The organism is Gymnodinialimonas phycosphaerae (assembly GCF_019195455.1).
GTDB lineage: Bacteria > Pseudomonadota > Alphaproteobacteria > Rhodobacterales > Rhodobacteraceae > Gymnodinialimonas > Gymnodinialimonas phycosphaerae.
The window spans coordinates 2,228,329-2,244,572 of record NZ_JAIMBW010000001.1; the positions used below are offsets into that span (position 1 = coordinate 2,228,329).

At 63.2% G+C, this 16,244-nt stretch carries 14 protein-coding genes; 6 read left to right on the forward strand and 8 right to left on the reverse strand.

Annotated features, from left to right (window positions below; translation table 11 throughout):
- Window positions 1-12 precede the first annotated feature (12 nt).
- The 3 genes from KUL25_RS11035 to KUL25_RS11045 all read right to left on the reverse strand — a co-directional run bounded on the left by KUL25_RS11035 (window position 13) and on the right by KUL25_RS11045 (window position 2,867).
- A complete protein-coding gene (locus KUL25_RS11035) occupies window positions 13-504 on the reverse strand; it encodes a tripartite tricarboxylate transporter TctB family protein (protein WP_068363642.1) in 492 nt (163 codons plus the stop codon).
- 99 nt (window positions 505-603) lie between these two features.
- Window positions 604-1,581 (reverse strand): tripartite tricarboxylate transporter substrate binding protein, encoded by a 978-nt coding sequence (locus tag KUL25_RS11040; protein WP_068363639.1) that lies wholly within the window; start codon window positions 1,579-1,581, stop codon window positions 604-606.
- Window positions 1,582-1,700: 119 nt separating this feature from the next.
- On the reverse strand, window positions 1,701-2,867 hold the full coding sequence (locus tag KUL25_RS11045; RefSeq protein ID WP_257892986.1) for a hypothetical protein: 1,167 nt from the start codon (window positions 2,865-2,867) through the stop codon (window positions 1,701-1,703).
- A gap of 394 nt (window positions 2,868-3,261) precedes the next feature.
- Between KUL25_RS11045 and KUL25_RS11050 the strand changes: the two genes are divergently transcribed.
- The 3 genes from KUL25_RS11050 to KUL25_RS11060 are packed head-to-tail and all read left to right on the forward strand — an operon-like array spanning window position 3,262 to window position 6,382.
- Window positions 3,262-3,921 carry a response regulator transcription factor gene (locus KUL25_RS11050; RefSeq protein ID WP_068363861.1) on the forward strand — a complete coding sequence of 220 codons (660 nt, stop codon included), beginning with the start codon at window positions 3,262-3,264 and terminating at the stop codon, window positions 3,919-3,921.
- A complete protein-coding gene (locus KUL25_RS11055) occupies window positions 3,918-5,360 on the forward strand; it encodes a sensor histidine kinase N-terminal domain-containing protein (RefSeq protein WP_257892987.1) in 1,443 nt (480 codons plus the stop codon). Before KUL25_RS11050 ends, KUL25_RS11055 begins: the two co-directional genes overlap by 4 nt.
- Complete coding sequence (locus KUL25_RS11060) at window positions 5,330-6,382, forward strand: extracellular solute-binding protein (RefSeq protein ID WP_257892988.1); 1,053 nt, start codon at window positions 5,330-5,332, stop codon at window positions 6,380-6,382. Before KUL25_RS11055 ends, KUL25_RS11060 begins: the two co-directional genes overlap by 31 nt.
- Before the next feature lie 46 nt (window positions 6,383-6,428).
- On the opposite strand, the gene putA is transcribed toward KUL25_RS11060, so the two are convergent.
- The gene (gene putA, locus KUL25_RS11065; protein ID WP_257892989.1) at window positions 6,429-9,854 is read right to left on the reverse strand and encodes a bifunctional proline dehydrogenase/L-glutamate gamma-semialdehyde dehydrogenase PutA; all 3,426 of its coding nucleotides are present in this window, start codon (window positions 9,852-9,854) and stop codon (window positions 6,429-6,431) included.
- A gap of 122 nt (window positions 9,855-9,976) precedes the next feature.
- Between putA and KUL25_RS11070 the strand changes: the two genes are divergently transcribed.
- From KUL25_RS11070 to KUL25_RS11080, 3 genes are all read left to right on the forward strand, one after another.
- Window positions 9,977-10,456, forward strand: coding sequence for an Lrp/AsnC family transcriptional regulator (locus KUL25_RS11070; protein WP_257892990.1), 480 nt, complete (start codon window positions 9,977-9,979; stop codon window positions 10,454-10,456).
- Between the two features lie 64 nt (window positions 10,457-10,520).
- On the forward strand, window positions 10,521-11,738 hold the full coding sequence (locus tag KUL25_RS11075) for an NAD(P)/FAD-dependent oxidoreductase (protein WP_257892991.1): 1,218 nt from the start codon (window positions 10,521-10,523) through the stop codon (window positions 11,736-11,738).
- Window positions 11,739-11,750: 12 nt separating this feature from the next.
- The gene (locus tag KUL25_RS11080) at window positions 11,751-12,578 is read left to right on the forward strand and encodes an NAD-dependent epimerase/dehydratase family protein (RefSeq protein WP_257892992.1); all 828 of its coding nucleotides are present in this window, start codon (window positions 11,751-11,753) and stop codon (window positions 12,576-12,578) included.
- An 84-nt stretch (window positions 12,579-12,662) separates the two neighbouring features.
- Here the strand turns inward: KUL25_RS11080 and KUL25_RS11085 are convergent, their stop codons facing one another.
- The 4 genes from KUL25_RS11085 to KUL25_RS11100 form a co-directional block, all read right to left on the reverse strand.
- Window positions 12,663-13,046 carry a hypothetical protein gene (locus tag KUL25_RS11085; protein ID WP_257892993.1) on the reverse strand — a complete coding sequence of 128 codons (384 nt, stop codon included), beginning with the start codon at window positions 13,044-13,046 and terminating at the stop codon, window positions 12,663-12,665.
- Window positions 13,047-13,194: 148 nt separating this feature from the next.
- The gene (hpaH, locus tag KUL25_RS11090; RefSeq protein WP_257892994.1) at window positions 13,195-13,995 is read right to left on the reverse strand and encodes a 2-oxo-hept-4-ene-1,7-dioate hydratase; all 801 of its coding nucleotides are present in this window, start codon (window positions 13,993-13,995) and stop codon (window positions 13,195-13,197) included.
- A complete protein-coding gene (locus tag KUL25_RS11095) occupies window positions 13,992-14,846 on the reverse strand; it encodes a fumarylacetoacetate hydrolase family protein (protein ID WP_257892995.1) in 855 nt (284 codons plus the stop codon). The genes hpaH and KUL25_RS11095 overlap by 4 nt, the downstream gene beginning before the upstream one ends.
- Window positions 14,843-16,240 (reverse strand): pyridoxal phosphate-dependent decarboxylase family protein, encoded by a 1,398-nt coding sequence (locus tag KUL25_RS11100; RefSeq protein ID WP_257892996.1) that lies wholly within the window; start codon window positions 16,238-16,240, stop codon window positions 14,843-14,845. Before KUL25_RS11100 ends, KUL25_RS11095 begins: the two co-directional genes overlap by 4 nt.
- Between the last annotated feature and the right edge of the window lie 4 nt (window positions 16,241-16,244).

The following is a 16,244-nucleotide window of genomic DNA, read 5'->3' on the forward strand; positions in this document are numbered from 1 at the left end:
TGTTCGGTCCCCTTACGCCAGGAAGAACGGCCAAGGCCGCAGGAAGATGCCCAGAACCTCTTGCACGAGATACCAGATGATGAAGGTGGCAACGGCGGCGACGGGGATCAGGATGTGGAATTTCCGTTCCCCCAGAATGACACCGCCGAGGGAAAGAAAAAGGATGGTCGAGGCGATAAAGCCAATCGGGCGCAGCGCCAGGGCGTAAACGACCATCAGCGCCAGCAGACCCACGGCGGACCATGTGTTGTAGTCGCCCAGGCGGCGGTAGTTGATATCGGTTGCCGAGGGCTCTTTCTCGACGGCGGATTTCTCAAGCCCCAGCAAAACGATCATGCCGCAGATCACACCCGCGACGCTGAGGATCTTGGGGAACGTCGAGGGCCACACGGGATTGCGTTGCATGAAGGGGGGCAGGCCCTGGTCCATCGTGAAGAAGGCTGCGTATCCGTAGACAATGCAGACCCCCACAAAAACCAGCGCGATCCAGCGATCCAGCGCCATGATGTCCCCTCCCAAGATTTTTTCAGTGGTATGGGGCACGAACCGAGCCCCGGAACAGGTGCGCGAGGGGTCCCCGCGCACCCTTCGTGTCGGGTGGGATTACAGGAAGCCCAGAGCCGTCATCAGGTCACGCAGCTCGGTTTCCTGCGCCTCAAGGAAGGTCCGGAAGTCGTCACCGTTGTTGTAGATGTTGACCCAACCGTTGCGCGCGCGCACCTCTTCCCACTCGGGCGTGTCATACATCGCGGCCAGGACGCTTTGGAACGCGGCCAGATCTTCGTCGGAGATCCCCGGTGCCGCGAAGAAGCCGCGCCAGTTGACGAAGGTGGTGTCGATGCCCTGCTCGACCATGGTCATGCCATCGGGATAGGCGGGCACACGCTCGGGCGAGGTGATGCCGAGGATGCGGACTTCACCCTGCTCTGCCAAGGCGATCGCCTCGGACAGACCGGTGGACAGGGCCGCGATCTCACCGGACAGAAGGCCTGCCATGGCGGCACCGCCGGCGTCGTAGGCAATGTAGTTGAAGCCGGTGGGATCTTCGCCCGCCGCTTGCATCACCTGGGCCGCGACAAGGTGGTCCAGGCCGCCGGGCACCGAACCGCCGCCGATGGCGAAGCGGTTCGCGTCGGCGCGGTAGGCCGCCAGCAGATCATCCATGGAACCCAACTCGCTGTCGGAGTTCACCACGATCGCGGCGTAGTCACCGATGGTGCCAGCAACCAGCGTCAGGTCGCGGAAGTTCTGCGAAATCTCGCCAGTGAGGGCGCGAATGACGATGGGGGTGGAGTTCACCATCATCGTGTTGCCCATGCTGTCGGCGTTCTCGATCATGTGGGCAATCGCGACACCGCCGCCACCACCGGACATGTTCTCATAAGAAGCCGTGCCGACAAGGCCCGACGCTGTCAGGGCTTCGCCCGTGCCGCGCGCGGTGCCGTCCCAACCGCCACCGGCGCCGCCGGGGATCAGGAAGTGAAGGGATTCCATCTGCTGGTGGCCATCGGCCTGCGCAGCACCGGAAAAAGCCACCATGGCGGCGGCAGCGGTCATCATAACCCGACGGGTCAGTTTCATTGGTATTCCTCCCATTTGACAGGCGATCATATGCCGCCCATTTCTTAATCGTTGCATCTGAAGCTGACACAGGCCTGACATGGAGCTGATAGGGGCATGATAAGGGCGAAAACGCAGTGTCAGCGGCCTGATTGACAGGAATATACCTCTGCGTTTGTGCGGTCATGGAGGAGAAAAACCTGAACTCCGACGGAGAAGAGGGCATCCGCACGATTCGAAAACGGCAAAACACGGTCCGGATACACGCGCCCCGTACCAGCCTGTGCCGTAAGGGCTGCTTCCAGCGTCTCAAGATTTTCGATCTCGTATAGCTCCCCCGACGCGTCGCGCACATGGAGATCATCGAGGTCGAGTATCAGCGTGAGGCCCGCACTCAGGCCCGCAGTCGGGACAGGCAGTGTTGCGCCCTCTATCTGATAGTGCAGCCATGGGGGCAGTGAGGTAAGAACAGCAGGATCGGTCGCGTCGATTTGAACAAGACCCTGCCCCGCCACGCGGTACAGACCAAGGGCGTTTTGGCGAACGGTCTCGGACCGCCGCGTGCGCCAGCGATGCAAACCGTTCTCAAACCGGAAGCCATAGGTCAGATAGGTCGATGAGACAGCATCAAACACCGTGCGTCGGAAGAATCCCCGAATGGTATTGTTGGGTTCCAGAATGGCCAGAACATCGCCCGAAATCGGCCCATCGGCCGGGCGCCAGATGCCATCTGTTTGCGTCAGGCGCATCTGAAACAGATGGTTGGTGTTATGGGTGGCAATCGCAAGGCGCGGCGGATCAGGCAGGAACGTGACCCCGCTGATACTGCGCGGGCGGTAGAGGCCCAGGTCGCCCACACGGGTCAGGGTTTGCGTGGCGTCGATGGTGTAGACGGTATGATCATCCTCGGTGATCATGACGGTCAGATTGTGGTCGGGAAAGTTGGTGATGTTGGTGATCCAGCCCTCCCCCGACAGCCCACCTATCCGCGTGAGCGTCCCATTGGCAAATGTTGAAACAGAAGCGCGGTGTGGGTCGTCCCCGTGTCCGCCTTCAGCAACCAAAAGGGCTTGCATCGGGGTAGACCAACTGATCGTACGCGCCGGGATCGGATCGGAGGAGCCATCTGGCGACACTGTCGCAAAGTGATCTGCTGCGGGATCGAACCGTAGCAGCCAGGCGCCATCACGCCCCCAGCTTGTTGCATAGATCTCTCCGGATGGGGTCGAAACAAAGTCACCAAAGGCGAAGGGGGTGACACCGCTTTGGCCAATCGGAACCAGGCGCGTGCCGTCCACTAGGCGCATGATCGGCTCATCAAGGGTCAATTGCGGGACGAACAGATCACCGTCAGCCTGCGGGCCTGCGGGCCTGCGGGCCTGCGGGCCTGCGGGCCTGCGACGTGATGGCGAAACCTCGGGATGTCGTCGATGGTTGAAATCAGTGGAGACAGGCAAAACCGTGGGGTTTGGGCAACGGCCAGGGCGGCCATGAGGCCCGACAGGGCCGTGAGCAAAAAAGTTTGGAGGAGAAGCGAGAGGCAAGACCATGGCTTCGCGCGTGGGCATGACGGGACTATAATGTTCGTCGTGTTGGGCTTGCCATCGAGGCCACGAAGATCGGCGAACAGGGCCCCAATGCTGTGGATGCTCGCTTGCACCTGCGCCCCGTGGGCGGCAAGTTGTGGCTCGGGGGGATATCATGCGGTTTTTACTGGTGGAGGATAATGCGGAACTGGCCGAGGCCGTGATGGCGCGGCTGGGGCTGGACGGCCACCCCGTGGACCATGCAGGCACGCTCGCGGATGCCGAGGATTGCCTAGCGGTGGCGGAATACGACCTGATCTTGCTCGACGTGATGCTGCCCGACGGCGATGGCCGCGACCGCTTGGCACAATGGCGCGATCGGCTGGAGACGCCGGTGATCGTGCTGACCGCGCGCAGCCAGATCAGTGACCGGGTGGGCGCGCTGGATCAGGGGGCCGACGATTACATCACCAAGCCCTTCGACTTCAGCGAACTGGAGGCCCGCTGCCGTGCCGTGCTGCGCCGTCGGGGGGGCGCGGCAAAGAATGAAGTCGCGCTGGGACAGGCCGTGTTCGACCCCACGGCGGGAACCCTGCGCGCAGGCGACGCCCTGGTTGAGCTGCGCAACCGCGAGATCCGGCTGCTTGAGGTTTTCGCCCGCAATCCGGGCCACATCCTCAGCAAGTCCCAGTTGATGGATCGCCTGTTCTCTCACGATGCGGATGTCACCGAGAATGCGATCGAGGTCTATGTCGGTCGCTTGCGGCGCAAGCTGGATGGGGTCGGCGTGAAGATCGAGACGGTGCGCGGGGCCGGTTACCGGATGTCCCTGTGAGTGACAGAGAGCCCCAGCGCGCCTCCGGCGGGGCAACTCAGCGCGCCTCCGGCGCGACGGCTCAGCGCGCCTCCGGCGCGACACCAAGCTGGCCCATCGCCCGGAAACTGACCCTTTTCCTTGCAGCCATCGTGGCCCTGCTGGCGTTGATCAGCTGGGGCATGGTGACAAGTTTCGCGCTAGAAGCGGCGGGGCGGACGCAGGATAATATCCTTGCGGCCTCGGCCACCGCCATCGCCGAGACGTTGCGCTCGGAAAGCGGACAGGTGCGATTGGAACTTCCCTATGCCGCCTTCTCGATGCTGGGGGCAATCAGTGAGGATCGGGTGTTCTACCGGGTCGCGACCGGAGACGATGTGCTGACGGGCTACGCCGACCTGGAGGGGCCGGACGTGGTTCCGGGAGAGGTGGAGTTCGCGACGGTGGAGTACCGGGATGTGCCGGTCCGCGCCGTCTCGGTCATGCGGGTGATCTTGTCCGATGGCGAGGCGGTGCCGATCACGGTGACGCTGGCCCAGACGCGCGACGGGGTGCAGGGCATTGCGGCGGGGCTGTCACGGCAAGCGGCGGTGTTGTCGGTCGGCGTGTTCCTTCTGGCGGTGGGGATGTCGGCCGTCGCGGTGCGCGCTTCGCTTCGACCGCTCAATACGATGGCGCTGAACGTGGCGACGCGGGGGCCCTCAGATCTGCGGCCGCTGCGCCGACGCGGTCCCCCGGAATTGATGCCGTTGGTACGGGCGCTCAACCGGTTGATGCAGCGGCTTGAGGGCTCCATCAAGCGATCCGAGGATTTCATCGCCGAGGCGGCACACCGGGTGCGCACCCCACTGGCGATCGTGCGCACGCAGGCGGAAATAGCGCTGCATTCGGTCGAGGAAGAGGGGCAGAAGCAGACATTGCGCCGGGTGATCCGGGCCGTGGACGAGTCGTCACGGTCAGCGTCACAGCTTCTGGACCATGCGATGGTGTCGTTCCGTGCCGATGATCTGGCCCGGGACCGGGTGGACGTGCCTGCGCTTGTCGGCGCGGTCGTGGATGCCTTGCGCCCCACGGCAGAAATGAAGGACATCGATATTGCGATGGACCTTTCAGACGTCTCGGTCGAAGGGGATGCGATCGTGCTGCAAAACGCCCTACGCAACGTGTTGGACAATGCGATCAAGTATTCGCCTGCCGAGACGGTGGTGCGCATTGACGTGGCGCGGGTCAAGGACGAGGCGCGCGTCAGCATCCGCGATGAGGGGGACGGGTTTGGCGAAGGCTCTGCCGCGCATCTGACCGAACGGTTTCGACGCGGCGACAAGGTGGAGGGCATCGTAGGTTCGGGCCTGGGATTGACCATCGCGGAGTTGGCGTTGCGTGCCCATGGCGGGCGCCTGGAGTTGGGTTTGGCAGAGGGGGGGGGCGCATGCGTATGGCTGATTTTGCCAGCGGCTTGAGGGCGGCTATTCTTGCGACCGTGCTTTCATCGCTTCCAGTGGCAGGGGCGCAGGGGCAAGAATTCGAGATCGAGGATCGACGGGCCTATCCCGGCACGGGTCAGGCCGTTCTGCGAGTGATCTCGACCGCGGATCTGGATGTGTTCGAGCCGTTTATCTTGCGCTTTCAAGAGGCAAACCCCGAAGTGGGGATCGATTATGTCACGGCATCCTCGGCAGAGTTGAACCGGGCGATCCGGGGCGGGGCGGCGTTTGATCTGGTGTTGTCCTCGGCGATGGATCTGCAATTCACGCTTGCAAATGACGGCTATGCGCGGCGCTACGCCAGCGGCGTGACCGAAATCTTGCCGGACTGGGCGCGGTGGAACGATCAACTCTTTGCCTTCACCGCAGAGCCCGCCGTGATCGTGATCAACGAGGCGCTTTTCAACGGCCTTGCCCTGCCCCGCACCCGTGCGGAGCTGGTGACGCTGTTGCGCGACAATCCGGAGCGGTTTTCGGGCCGTTTGGGGACTTATGACCTTCACGCCTCGGGCCTTGGGTATCTGTTCGCCACGCAAGAGGCGCGCGCCTCAGACGCCTATTGGCGCCTGACGGAGGTGATGGGGCGGCTGGATGCGCAGCTTTTCTGCTGCTCTGGACAAATGCTGGACGCGGTGGCGCGCGGCGATCTGGCGCTGGCCTACAACGTCCTTGGCTCTTACGCCGTGCAGCGGTTGGATCGCGACGAAGGATTGGCGATCTTGCCGGTCGAGGATTTTGCAAACGTGATGTTGCGCACGGCATTGATCCCGGTGACGGCGACGGAGGTGGCGGCCGCGGGCGCGATGCTGGACGCGCTGTTGCGAGAAGGAATGGGAGAGGGTCCGGCCGAGCCGGTCCTTCCGCCGCTGCAATCGCGGGGCCAGGCGGAAAGATCGCCCTTCGGGCCGATCCGCTTGGGACCGGCGTTGATGGTCTATCTGGACCGTTTGAACCGGGAGAGTTTCCTCGCCGCATGGGACGCGGCGATGGAGCAATGACGGCCCACGGGGTGCGTCACCTCCCGGGCGCAACGGGCGCCGCGGGTCAGGCCACCGCCGCCAATAGCGCCGCGTTACCGCCTGCGGCGGTGGTGTCGATGCAGGTGTGACGCTCGATAATCAGGCGTGGCGTGGGGTCCGCCTCGGTGATGAGCGGGAGGATCGGGCCGTCCATCGCCGCCAGGGCTTCGCGGTAGCGGCGCTTCTCCAACGCCTCCCCCCAGTAGATGAGCGCGTCAAAGGGCGGCAGCTTCGCCAAGGCCTCGGCGGGCAGGTCCGGCGCGAGGACGGGGGCGCAGCCGGTGACGGACGCAAGCCGCGCCTGGGCGCGGGCGGCGGCCTCTCCGGGGCCTGCGCAGAGGACACGCCCCCGTGGGTGGGAGGTGAGGCGGTTGGTCTCTCCGGTTGGGCCGGGGAGATCAACGGAGGTAAGCGTCCTGTCGGCAGGCGTTGCCACGCGCAAGTCATGGGCAGCGGCGGCGAGGTCGGCGGCGGCCCCCGGCATGTCTTGGCCCTGACCTTGAACTTGACCTTGGGCTGCACGCGTAAAGCGCGGCACGTAAGACGGCCCGCCCGCCTTCGGACCCGTGCCCGAAAGCCCCTGCCCGCCAAAGGGCTGACTGCCCACGATGGCCCCGATCTGGTTCCGGTTCACATAAAGATTGCCCGCCTTGATCCGCCCGGTGACATCCGCGATGCGATCGTCAATGCGGGAGTGAATGCCGAAGGTCAGCCCGTAGCCCGTCGCGTTGATCTGATCGATCACGTGATCCAACTCTTGCGCCTTGAAGGTTGCGATATGCAGAACCGGGCCGAAAACCTCTTCGGCAAGATCCGTGATGGCGCTGACCCGGATTGCGGTGGGGGCGATGAACGTGCCCTTGGCTGGCGCTTCGGTTTCATGGAGGATGCGGCCCTCGGTCCGGGCCTGTTGGATGTGGGCGGCAATGCCGGCTTGGGCGCGGGCATCGATGACGGGCCCGATGTCTGTCGCCAGCGGCCAGGCGTTGCCAAGGCTGAGTTCATTCATCGCGCCGAAAAGCGCCTTGAGGAACGTGGGTGCGATGTCCTGTTGCACGTAGAGGCACCGCAGCGCCGAGCAACGCTGCCCGGCAGAGCGGAAGGCGGACATCACCACGTCTTTCACCGCTTGTTCCGGAAGGGCGGTGCTGTCGACGATCATGGCGTTGAGGCCACCCGTTTCGGCGATCAGCGGCGCTTCGGGCGCAAGGTGTTCGGCCATGGCGCGATGGATCGCCTGCGCCGTGGCGGTGGAGCCGGTGAACGCCACGCCGTCGATGCGCGGGTCGCTTGTCAACGCCGCGCCGACGGTCGCGCCTTCGCCGGGCAGAAGGCGCAGGGCCTGCGTCGGGACACCGGCTTCGTGCATCAGTGCCACCGCGCGGGCGGCGATCAGGGGCGTGGCTTCGGCTGGTTTGGCGAGGACGGCGTTGCCTGCGGCCAGCGCCGCCGCGATCTGCCCGGTGAAAATCGCCAGCGGGAAGTTCCAAGGGCTGATGCAGGTGACGCGACCCAAGGCTGGGTCTTGCAGATCATCGATCCTCGCGGCGTAGTAGCGCAGAAAATCAACGGCTTCGCGCAGTTCAGCCTCACAGTCCGGGAGGGTCTTCCCTGCCTCCCGCGCCAAAAGCGCGAAAAGCTCGGCGGCGTGGGATTCGTAGAGATCAGCGGCTTTGTTGAGAATACCCGCACGGTTCGAGGCCCCCCAAGGGGTCGCCTCAGCGATGGCCTTTTCGGCATCCTCGGCGGTGCAAAGGTTCACGTGTCCAACCACGTCAGAGGGGTCTGCGGGATTGATCACCGGCAGGGTCGGGCCGCTTCCCCCTTTTGCCTGCCATTGCGCCCTACGGAAGGGCGCGCGAGCGGCCTCCAGCGTGGCCAGGGCGGCGGGATCGGTCAGGTCATGGCCTTCGGAGTTGGGCCGTTCCGGCGCGTAAAGCGCAGCGGGGGCAGTGACCGACGTGGCGGGGGCGTCCAAGGTGATAAAGGGGTCTTCGGCGACGGCCTCCGGGGGGGTCGCCTCATCCATGATCTTGTGCACGAAAGAGGAATTCGCCCCGTTCTCCAAAAGGCGGCGGACAAGGTAGGCCAAGAGATCGCGGTGCGCGCCGACGGGGGCGTAGATCCGGCAGCGGGTCATGTTGCCGCGATGCACCTGGTCGTGCAGTTCTTCGCCCATACCGTGAAGGCGCTGGAATTCGAACGCCTGCGGATCTTCCGCCATCTCGATCACGGACGCGACCGTATGAGCGTTATGGGTGGCGAACTGCGGATAGAGCCGGTCGGTCCGGTCCAGAAGCTGGCGCGCGCAGCACAGATAGGACACGTCCGTGGCCGCCTTGGTCGTGTAGACCGGAAAACCGGGCAGGCCCGCAACTTGCGCGCGCTTGATCTCGGTGTCCCAATAGGCGCCTTTCACCAGCCGCACCATGATCTTGCGATCAAGGGTCTGGGCCAGGGCATAGAGCCAGTCGATGACGGGGGCGGCGCGCTTGCCATAGGCCTGCACCACGACGCCGAAGCCATCCCAGCCCGCAAGCGAGCCGTCCCGCAGCACGGCCTCGATCACATCCAGCGACAGGTCAAGCCTGTCGGCTTCCTCGGCATCAATGTTGAAACCCATCTTTGCGGCTTTCGCAGCTTGCGCCAGTTCCAGCACACGGGGGACCAGTTCGGCCATGACGCGATCGCGCTGTGCTTCTTCGTACCGCGGATGCAACGCCGAGAGTTTGACGGAAATACCGGGGTTTTCGCGGATGTCATCACGGGTCGCATGTTTTGCCAGATGGGCGATGGAATGGGCGTAGGCGGCGTGGAAGGTGTCGGCCTCATGGGCGGTCACGGCGGCCTCGCCCAACATGTCATAGCTGTAGGTATAACCCTGGGCGGCGCGATCACGCCCCCGCTTCACGGCATCGGCGATTGTCTCGCCCAGAACAAACTGGTTGCCCATCTCCTTCATCGCGCGGCGGGTGGCTTTGCGGATCACCGGCTCTCCCAGGCGTTTCACAGCCCCCTTCAGGGTGCCCGCGATGCCTGCGCCGTCTTCCTCGGACAAGACGGCGCCCGTCAGCATCAACGCCAGGGTGGACGCATTCACCAGACCGGATTTCGACTTGCCCCGGTGCCCTGCCCACTTGGCAGGCACGATCTTGTCCTCGATCAGGGCATCGACGGTGGCATCGTCGGGCACGCGCAACAATGCCTCGGCCAACCGCATCAACGCGAGCCCTTCGGCCGATGACAGCCCGTATTCTGCAAGAAAAACCTCCATCAAGCCGCCGCGATCTTGGGCACGGATGTCCTTGACCATGCGTGTGGCACGGCTGCTTGCCGCACCGCGCACCTGTTCCGAAATGGGATACGCACGGCGCAGGCGGATCAATGCGCTGGCGTCGTCCTCCAGATAAGCTGAGGCGATGGCTTGGCGAAGGGGGTGAAGATCGGTCATGGCACGCAGGGTCCCGCATGAAGGTTGCGCTGCTAATATAGCACCAGCAAGCAGGGCAAATTGCCTGAGGAGAGGCCGCGTGCTATAGATGTGACCTGAAATTTCCCCCGAAAGACAAAAATATGCCTCTGAAGCTCCCGGAAGACAGCCCACTCGATCCAGCGGACTTGCGAATCCTGCGGGTCTTGGCAAGTGACGGGCGCATCCCCGTGACCGAACTGGCCAATCGGGTGGGCCTGTCGAAGACACCGTGCCAGACGCGGCTGAAGCGCCTGCAGGAACAAGGCTACATTCAGGGCTTTCGCGCCGTCCTTGACCCCGGGCGCCTTGGCCTGGCCCATGTCGCCTTTGTCGAGGTCCGCCTGAGTGATACCCGAGAGCCCGCCCTGCGCGCGTTCAACACGGCCGCCTGCGCCGTCCCCGAGATCGAGCAATGTCACATGATCGCCGGAGCCTTCGACTACCTTCTGAAGGTCCGCTCTATCGATATTGCCGATTACCGCCGGGTGCTGGGGGAAGTGATCAGCCGTCTGCCTCATGTGGCGGCGACGTCGACCCATGTCTCGATGGAGGCGGTGAAGGACGAAAACGCCTTGGGATAAATCACAAAGCTTGCGTTCGCCTTCTGCACAGGTAAGCGTTCGGGGCAAAAGGGGGGCGCGCACCGTGGCAAAACTGACATTCGACACTGTCCCCAATCGGGCCAGTTACGACGTCGTGATCGTCGGCGGCGCGATCATGGGATCGTCGACGGCGTGGTTTCTGACCGACAACCCGGATTTCGACGGCTCTGTCCTCGTCGTGGAACGCGATCCGTCGTACGAATTCTGCTCCACCGCCCACACGAATTCCTGCATGCGACAGCAGTTCTCGACCGAGTTGAACGTGCGCATCAGCCAGTTTGCCGCTGACTTCGTCAAGAATATCCGCGCGCGGATGGGCGATGATGATCGTATTCCGCCGCTGTCCATCCGATCATTCGGCTACATGTATCTGGCCGATACCGAGGGGTTCGCAGACGTCCTGCGCGAGAACATCAAGGTGCAGCACGCCGCGGGCGCGGCGACGCAGTTGATGACCCCGGACGAGATTCGCAGCACCTACCCATTCTACAATGTCGATGACATCGTGCTTGGCTCTATCAACACTGTGGACGAGGGGTATTGGGACGGCGCCGCTGTCTTTGACTGGTGGAAACGCCAGGCCCGCGAGCGCGGCGTGGATTACGTCGCCAATGAGGTCGTCGCGATGAACCGCGACGGTCGGCGCATCACGAGCGTGACCCTGAAGACCGGAGAGGTCATCGCCTGTGGACAGGTCGTCAACGCCTCGGGTCCTCGCGCGGCGCGTACGGCCAGGATGGCCGGGATTGACGTGCCAGTGGAGCCGCGCAAGCGCTATTCCTGGGTGTTCAAGGCGGAAACCCCGCTGAACCGCGACCTTCCGCTGACGATTGACCCCTCGGGCGTCCATTGCCGAGAGAACGGCGGCGGTACTTATCAAGCTGGCGGCCATGCCGACATGGATCCGGCCGTGGATTACGACGATTTTCACATGGACCACAGCCTGTGGGAAAACCATGTCTGGCCGATCCTCGCCACCCGCATTCCCGCCTTCGAGGCGGTGAAAGTGCAATCGGAATGGGCCGGGCATTATTCGGTGAACACCTTGGATCACAACGCCATTCTCGGTCCGCACCCTGAGGTGGAAAACTTCATTTTCCTCAATGGGTTCTCGGGCCATGGGTTGCAGCAATCGCCTGCCATGGGCCGGGCCACGGCCGAATGGTTGACCTATGGCGAATACCGCGCGCTGGACATGACCCCCTTCACCTATCAGCGGATCGTCCGCAATGACCCCATCCTAGAGACCGCCGTCATCTGAGAGGCCAAAGAAATGTTGAAAAAAATCGTTCTGACCGGGGCCGCTGGCCGATGCGGCTCCATCCTGCGGCCCGCGCTGGCGGCCATGTGCGAAACGCTTGTCTGCTCGGACATCGTGGACAGCATTGACGGCCTTGCCGCCAACGAGACCTACGTGAAGGCCGACCTGGCCGATTACGCCGCCATCGCCGCGCTGATGGACGGGGTGGAGATGGTCTGCCACTTCGGCGCGATCGTCGATGAGGGGCCGTTTGAAGAGCTTCTGGGGCCGAACTTCATCGGCTCCTACAACGTCTGGGAAAGTGCTCAGAAGGCGGGCGCGCGGCGAATTGTCTATGCGTCTTCAATCCATGCGGTTGGGATGCACCCCCGTCAGTCGTACATCGGAACGGATGCAGCGCATCGACCCGATACCTTCTACGGCCTCGCAAAGTGCTTCTCCGAGGATCTGGGCCGGATGTATTGGGAAAAGCGCGGAATCGAAAGCGTCCACCTGCGGATCCTGTCCTGCGCCCCGGTCAAGAACGCGCGCGCCTTGGGCACATGGCTGAGCGATGACGATCTGGTGCGCCTGGTCGAGCGCGCGATTGATACGCCTACGACGGGCTTTGCAGTGATTTACGGCGTCTCAGACAACGACCGCAGTCCGGTCGATAACTCCAACGCCGCATTCCTGGGCTACAAGCCACAGGACAACGCCGAGCAATTCGCAGAGGAAATCCTGGCGGCTGAGGGCCCGGGTAATCCTGCGGATCTGGCGCAGATGGTTCATGGCGGGCCCTTTGGCCCGGTGCCTTTGGGCCAAGGCGGCGCGGCGGCGGCGGCGAAGGGCGACGACTAGGGTCGTCTACTCCACGCGGGAGCCAACGCTTTGCGTGTAGCTGCGTAGGATTTTGGACGGAGGCGCCTCGCGTTTCTCGACAAACTAGCTGAGCCCGACGCGCCATTGGGCGTCGCTCAGGCGCAGGGTGCACATGCCGGAATAGGCCTCGATCACCTGCCCCTTATCGTTCACCAGGCGGGTGTCATGGACACCGCGGATCGCCTCGGGCCCACCGAACTGCGCCACGCTGCAAACGCGCACCATCCGCGTTGCGCTAATATCGCGCAGACCCTGCGCCACTTTGTCGAAGGTCAATCGCAACGCTTCAAGCGTACCAATCGTTTCGCGCCCTTCGAAGGTCTCAATAAACGAAGGCATCTGAAAGAACGGATGGTAGCGGTCGAAAGCACCGAGGTTCAAGGCGTCCCCGCTTCCGTCCCGGATCGCTTGGTAAATCTTGAAGGCAAGGTCATCTGGTTGGGTCAAATCCGCTCCGTTCCGAGGTATGTGACGCGTTTTATAAACCGAAATCCGAATAATTTTATGCCGTAACCTTCACAAATGCATACGGGAAAATGCTTCGGCGTTTTGGCGTGGTTGTGTTGGTGCCCGCCTTAGAACTTGGGACAGCAGATCAGTCGAACGCCAGATCGACATGTCCGAAAGAGCCGAAATCGGCGTGAATCCGCGTGCCTGCGGGGCATTCGACGGGGCGAATGAAACTGCCCGAGAGGATGATTTGCCCCGGTGCGATACTTTGCCCGTACTGCGCCATTCGGCGCGCCAGCCAGACGACGCTTTCCACCGGGTCATTCAGCACGCCTGCCCCCAGCCCGGTTTCCTCGACCTCACCGTTGCGTGACGTAATCGCGCCAACCCAGCGCAGATCGAAAGCGTCGGGCGCGTGGCGTTGCCGCCCCAGAACAACGCCCGCGTTGGCGGCGTTGTCGCTTATGGTGTCAAAGACCGTGCGGACCTTGCCCGTGGCCGCGTCCGTACGGGTGATGCGGGTGTCGAGAATCTCGATAGAGGGGGCGACGTAGTCCGTTGCGGCCAGCACATCGTCGCGGGTGACATCGCCCCCCCCGATGGGTGCCTTCATTACAAATGCGATCTCGGCCTCGATCCGGGGCTGGATGAAGCGGCCCTTGGGCACCGTGGCCCCATCTTCGAACGCCATATCGTCGAAAAGGATCCCGCTATCGGGAATGTCGATGTTCAGTGCGTTTTGCATGGCCTTCGATGTCAGCCCGATCTTCCACCCGATTACACGCCGACCTTGCGCCAGCTTGGCGGCCGCGATGGCGTTCTGAATGGCGTAGGCGTCGTCCATCCCCATCTTGGGATGGCGCAGGGTCAGAAGGCCGATCTGTTGTCCCGTGGCCTCGGCGCGCAACAGATCGTCGGCGGCGCGGGCGTGATCTTGCGGGGTCATAGAACTTCATCCGCCACGGTGTTGCGCAGGGTGCCGATGGTGTTGACCTCTACTTCTACAAGATCTCCGGGCGCCAGATAACGCGGTGGATCGAACCGCGCGCCGGCCCCCGTGGGCGTTCCGGTAACGATGACGTCGCCGGGCTGGAGCGTCATGAAGGTCGAAATATACTCGATCTGCCGCCGGATCGGATGCATCATGCGATCAAGTGTATCGTCTTGGCGCACCTCTCCGTTCACGCGGGTGACGATGCGGGCATCATCCAGCTGGCTGGCGTCTGTGAACGGCACCAACCACGGCCCCATGGCGGCGGAACGGTCCCAATTCTTGCCCTGTGTCACGTTGAACTTCGCATGTCGCACCCAATCGCGGATCGTGCCTTCGTTGCAAATCGTCAGCGCCGCGATGTGGTCATAGGCGTCGGCCTGCGCGATACGGCGACCCGCCTTGCCGATGACGACAGCAACCTCGCCTTCGTAGTCCAGCGTGTGGTTTTCGGGCGGGCGGATCAGGGGCTGATCGTGCCCGGTGAACCCGCTGGCGAAGCGCGGAAAAAGAGACATGTATTTGGGCGTCTCACTGCCATCTTTATATTCGGCGTTACGATCCGGGAAATTGACGCCGACGCACAGGATGCGCCGCGCATCGGGCAGGACCATATCGTAGGTGAAGGTGGTGTGGGTGACGGGCTTGTCCTTGGCGACTTCGGCCAATCGGTCGAAAGTGCCCGCGGCGATCACCTCGTGTAGGGTGCGCCATTGCGGCAAATCGGGGCTGAGGGCGATCATGCCCGCGTCGGTCACGGCGCCATAGTATGGTTGCCCATGGGCAATGTAGCTTGCGTATTTCATTGAAGTTTCTCCCAAACTTCCGCGATCACATCGCGCGCCACCATGACGTCATCGCGGGTGCAATCGAATTGCCCCACCTGGAAGCGGACCACCTTGCGGCCCTGGAACGCGCCTTGTGTCAGGTAGATGCGCCCATCGTCGTTGAGGGCATCGACAAGGCGCTGTTGGTCGTCGTCGCTGCCGTGGCAGCGGAAGGAGAAGAGGCTGAGGATCGGCTCGGACGTGATCTCGAAACCCTCCATGTCGCGGATCGCCTCGGCCAGGTCCTCCGCCCACGCCACATGGTTGCGGATGCGGGTGCGCAGGCCGTCCAACCCGTAGGTACGGATCAGGAACCAGATTTTCAGGGCGCGAAAACGTCGGCCCAGGGGGATCGTCCATTCCGAGTAATTGGTGACGGCATCGCCTGACGTCTTCAGGTATTCCGGCTCGATCTTCAGGGTGTTGAGCTGCGGTTGCGGATCGCGCAGGAACTGAATGGAGCAGTCGAACTGCGCCCCCAACCATTTATGTGGATTGAACACGATGGAATCGTATCCCGCCACACCGTCCCAGAACGCGGCGTGAAACTCGGGGCAGATCATCGCCGCACCCGCCCACGCGGCATCGAGGTGGGTGTAGAGGTCATGGGCGCGGGCGACCGCCAGCACTCGGCCCAGATCATCCGAGGCACCCACCCCCGTGCCGCCCGTGATCGCGATGATCCCCGCAGGCGTGTGGCCCGCCGCGATGTCAGCGGCAATCGCGGACTGCAACGCGTCCGCATCAATCGCGAAACGCGAACCGTGGGTAGGGATCTTCACCAGATTGTCTTGCCCTATGCCAGCTACCCAACAGGCGCGATCAATCGAGGAATGAACCTCTTGCGAGCAATAGATGCGCAGGTGGCCCTTGCCGGACAGACCCTCACGGTTGCTTGTGTATCCCGTCGCCCTCTCGCGCATTGTCAGCACGGCGGACAGTGTTGCAGAAGACGCGCTGTCCTGGATTACACCGGAATAGCCGGAAGGCAAATCAAGGGCCTGGCGCAGCCAATCCACCATAACCCCCTCGACTTCGGTCGCCGCGGGCGAGGTCTGCCAAAGCATGCATTGGGCCGCGACGGTGTTGACCAGCTGCTCGGCCAGCATGGACGGCGGCGCGGCGTTTGCAGCGAAGTAGGCAAAAAAACGTGGGTGCTGCCAATGGGTCATGCCGGGCATGACGATGGCCTCGAAATCAGCCATGACGGCGGCCATGTCCTCGGGGCTGTCAGGCGGCGAGGTCGGAAGCTGTGCCGCGATTTCGCCCGGTGCGGTCTGCGCCCGCACGGGGCGGTCGCGCAGGGTCTTGTGGTAGTCCGCGCCCCAATCAGCGATGTGCTTGCCCCAATGGGCGAATTCGTCCCAGTTCACTGGC

Coding starts and splice junctions, on each gene's coding strand:
- KUL25_RS11035 (WP_068363642.1), bottom strand. CDS start 504: ATGGCGCTGGATCGCTGGATCGCGCTGGTTTTTGTGGGGGTCTGCATT.
- KUL25_RS11040 (WP_068363639.1), bottom strand. CDS start 1,581: ATGAAACTGACCCGTCGGGTTATGATGACCGCTGCCGCCGCCATGGTG.
- KUL25_RS11045 (WP_257892986.1), bottom strand. CDS start 2,867: ATGCGCCTAGTGGACGGCACGCGCCTGGTTCCGATTGGCCAAAGCGGT.
- KUL25_RS11050 (WP_068363861.1), top strand. CDS start 3,262: ATGCGGTTTTTACTGGTGGAGGATAATGCGGAACTGGCCGAGGCCGTG.
- KUL25_RS11060 (WP_257892988.1), top strand. CDS start 5,330: ATGCGTATGGCTGATTTTGCCAGCGGCTTGAGGGCGGCTATTCTTGCG.
- putA (WP_257892989.1), bottom strand. CDS start 9,854: ATGACCGATCTTCACCCCCTTCGCCAAGCCATCGCCTCAGCTTATCTG.
- KUL25_RS11070 (WP_257892990.1), top strand. CDS start 9,977: ATGCCTCTGAAGCTCCCGGAAGACAGCCCACTCGATCCAGCGGACTTG.
- KUL25_RS11080 (WP_257892992.1), top strand. CDS start 11,751: ATGTTGAAAAAAATCGTTCTGACCGGGGCCGCTGGCCGATGCGGCTCC.
- hpaH (WP_257892994.1), bottom strand. CDS start 13,995: ATGACCCCGCAAGATCACGCCCGCGCCGCCGACGATCTGTTGCGCGCC.
- KUL25_RS11095 (WP_257892995.1), bottom strand. CDS start 14,846: ATGAAATACGCAAGCTACATTGCCCATGGGCAACCATACTATGGCGCC.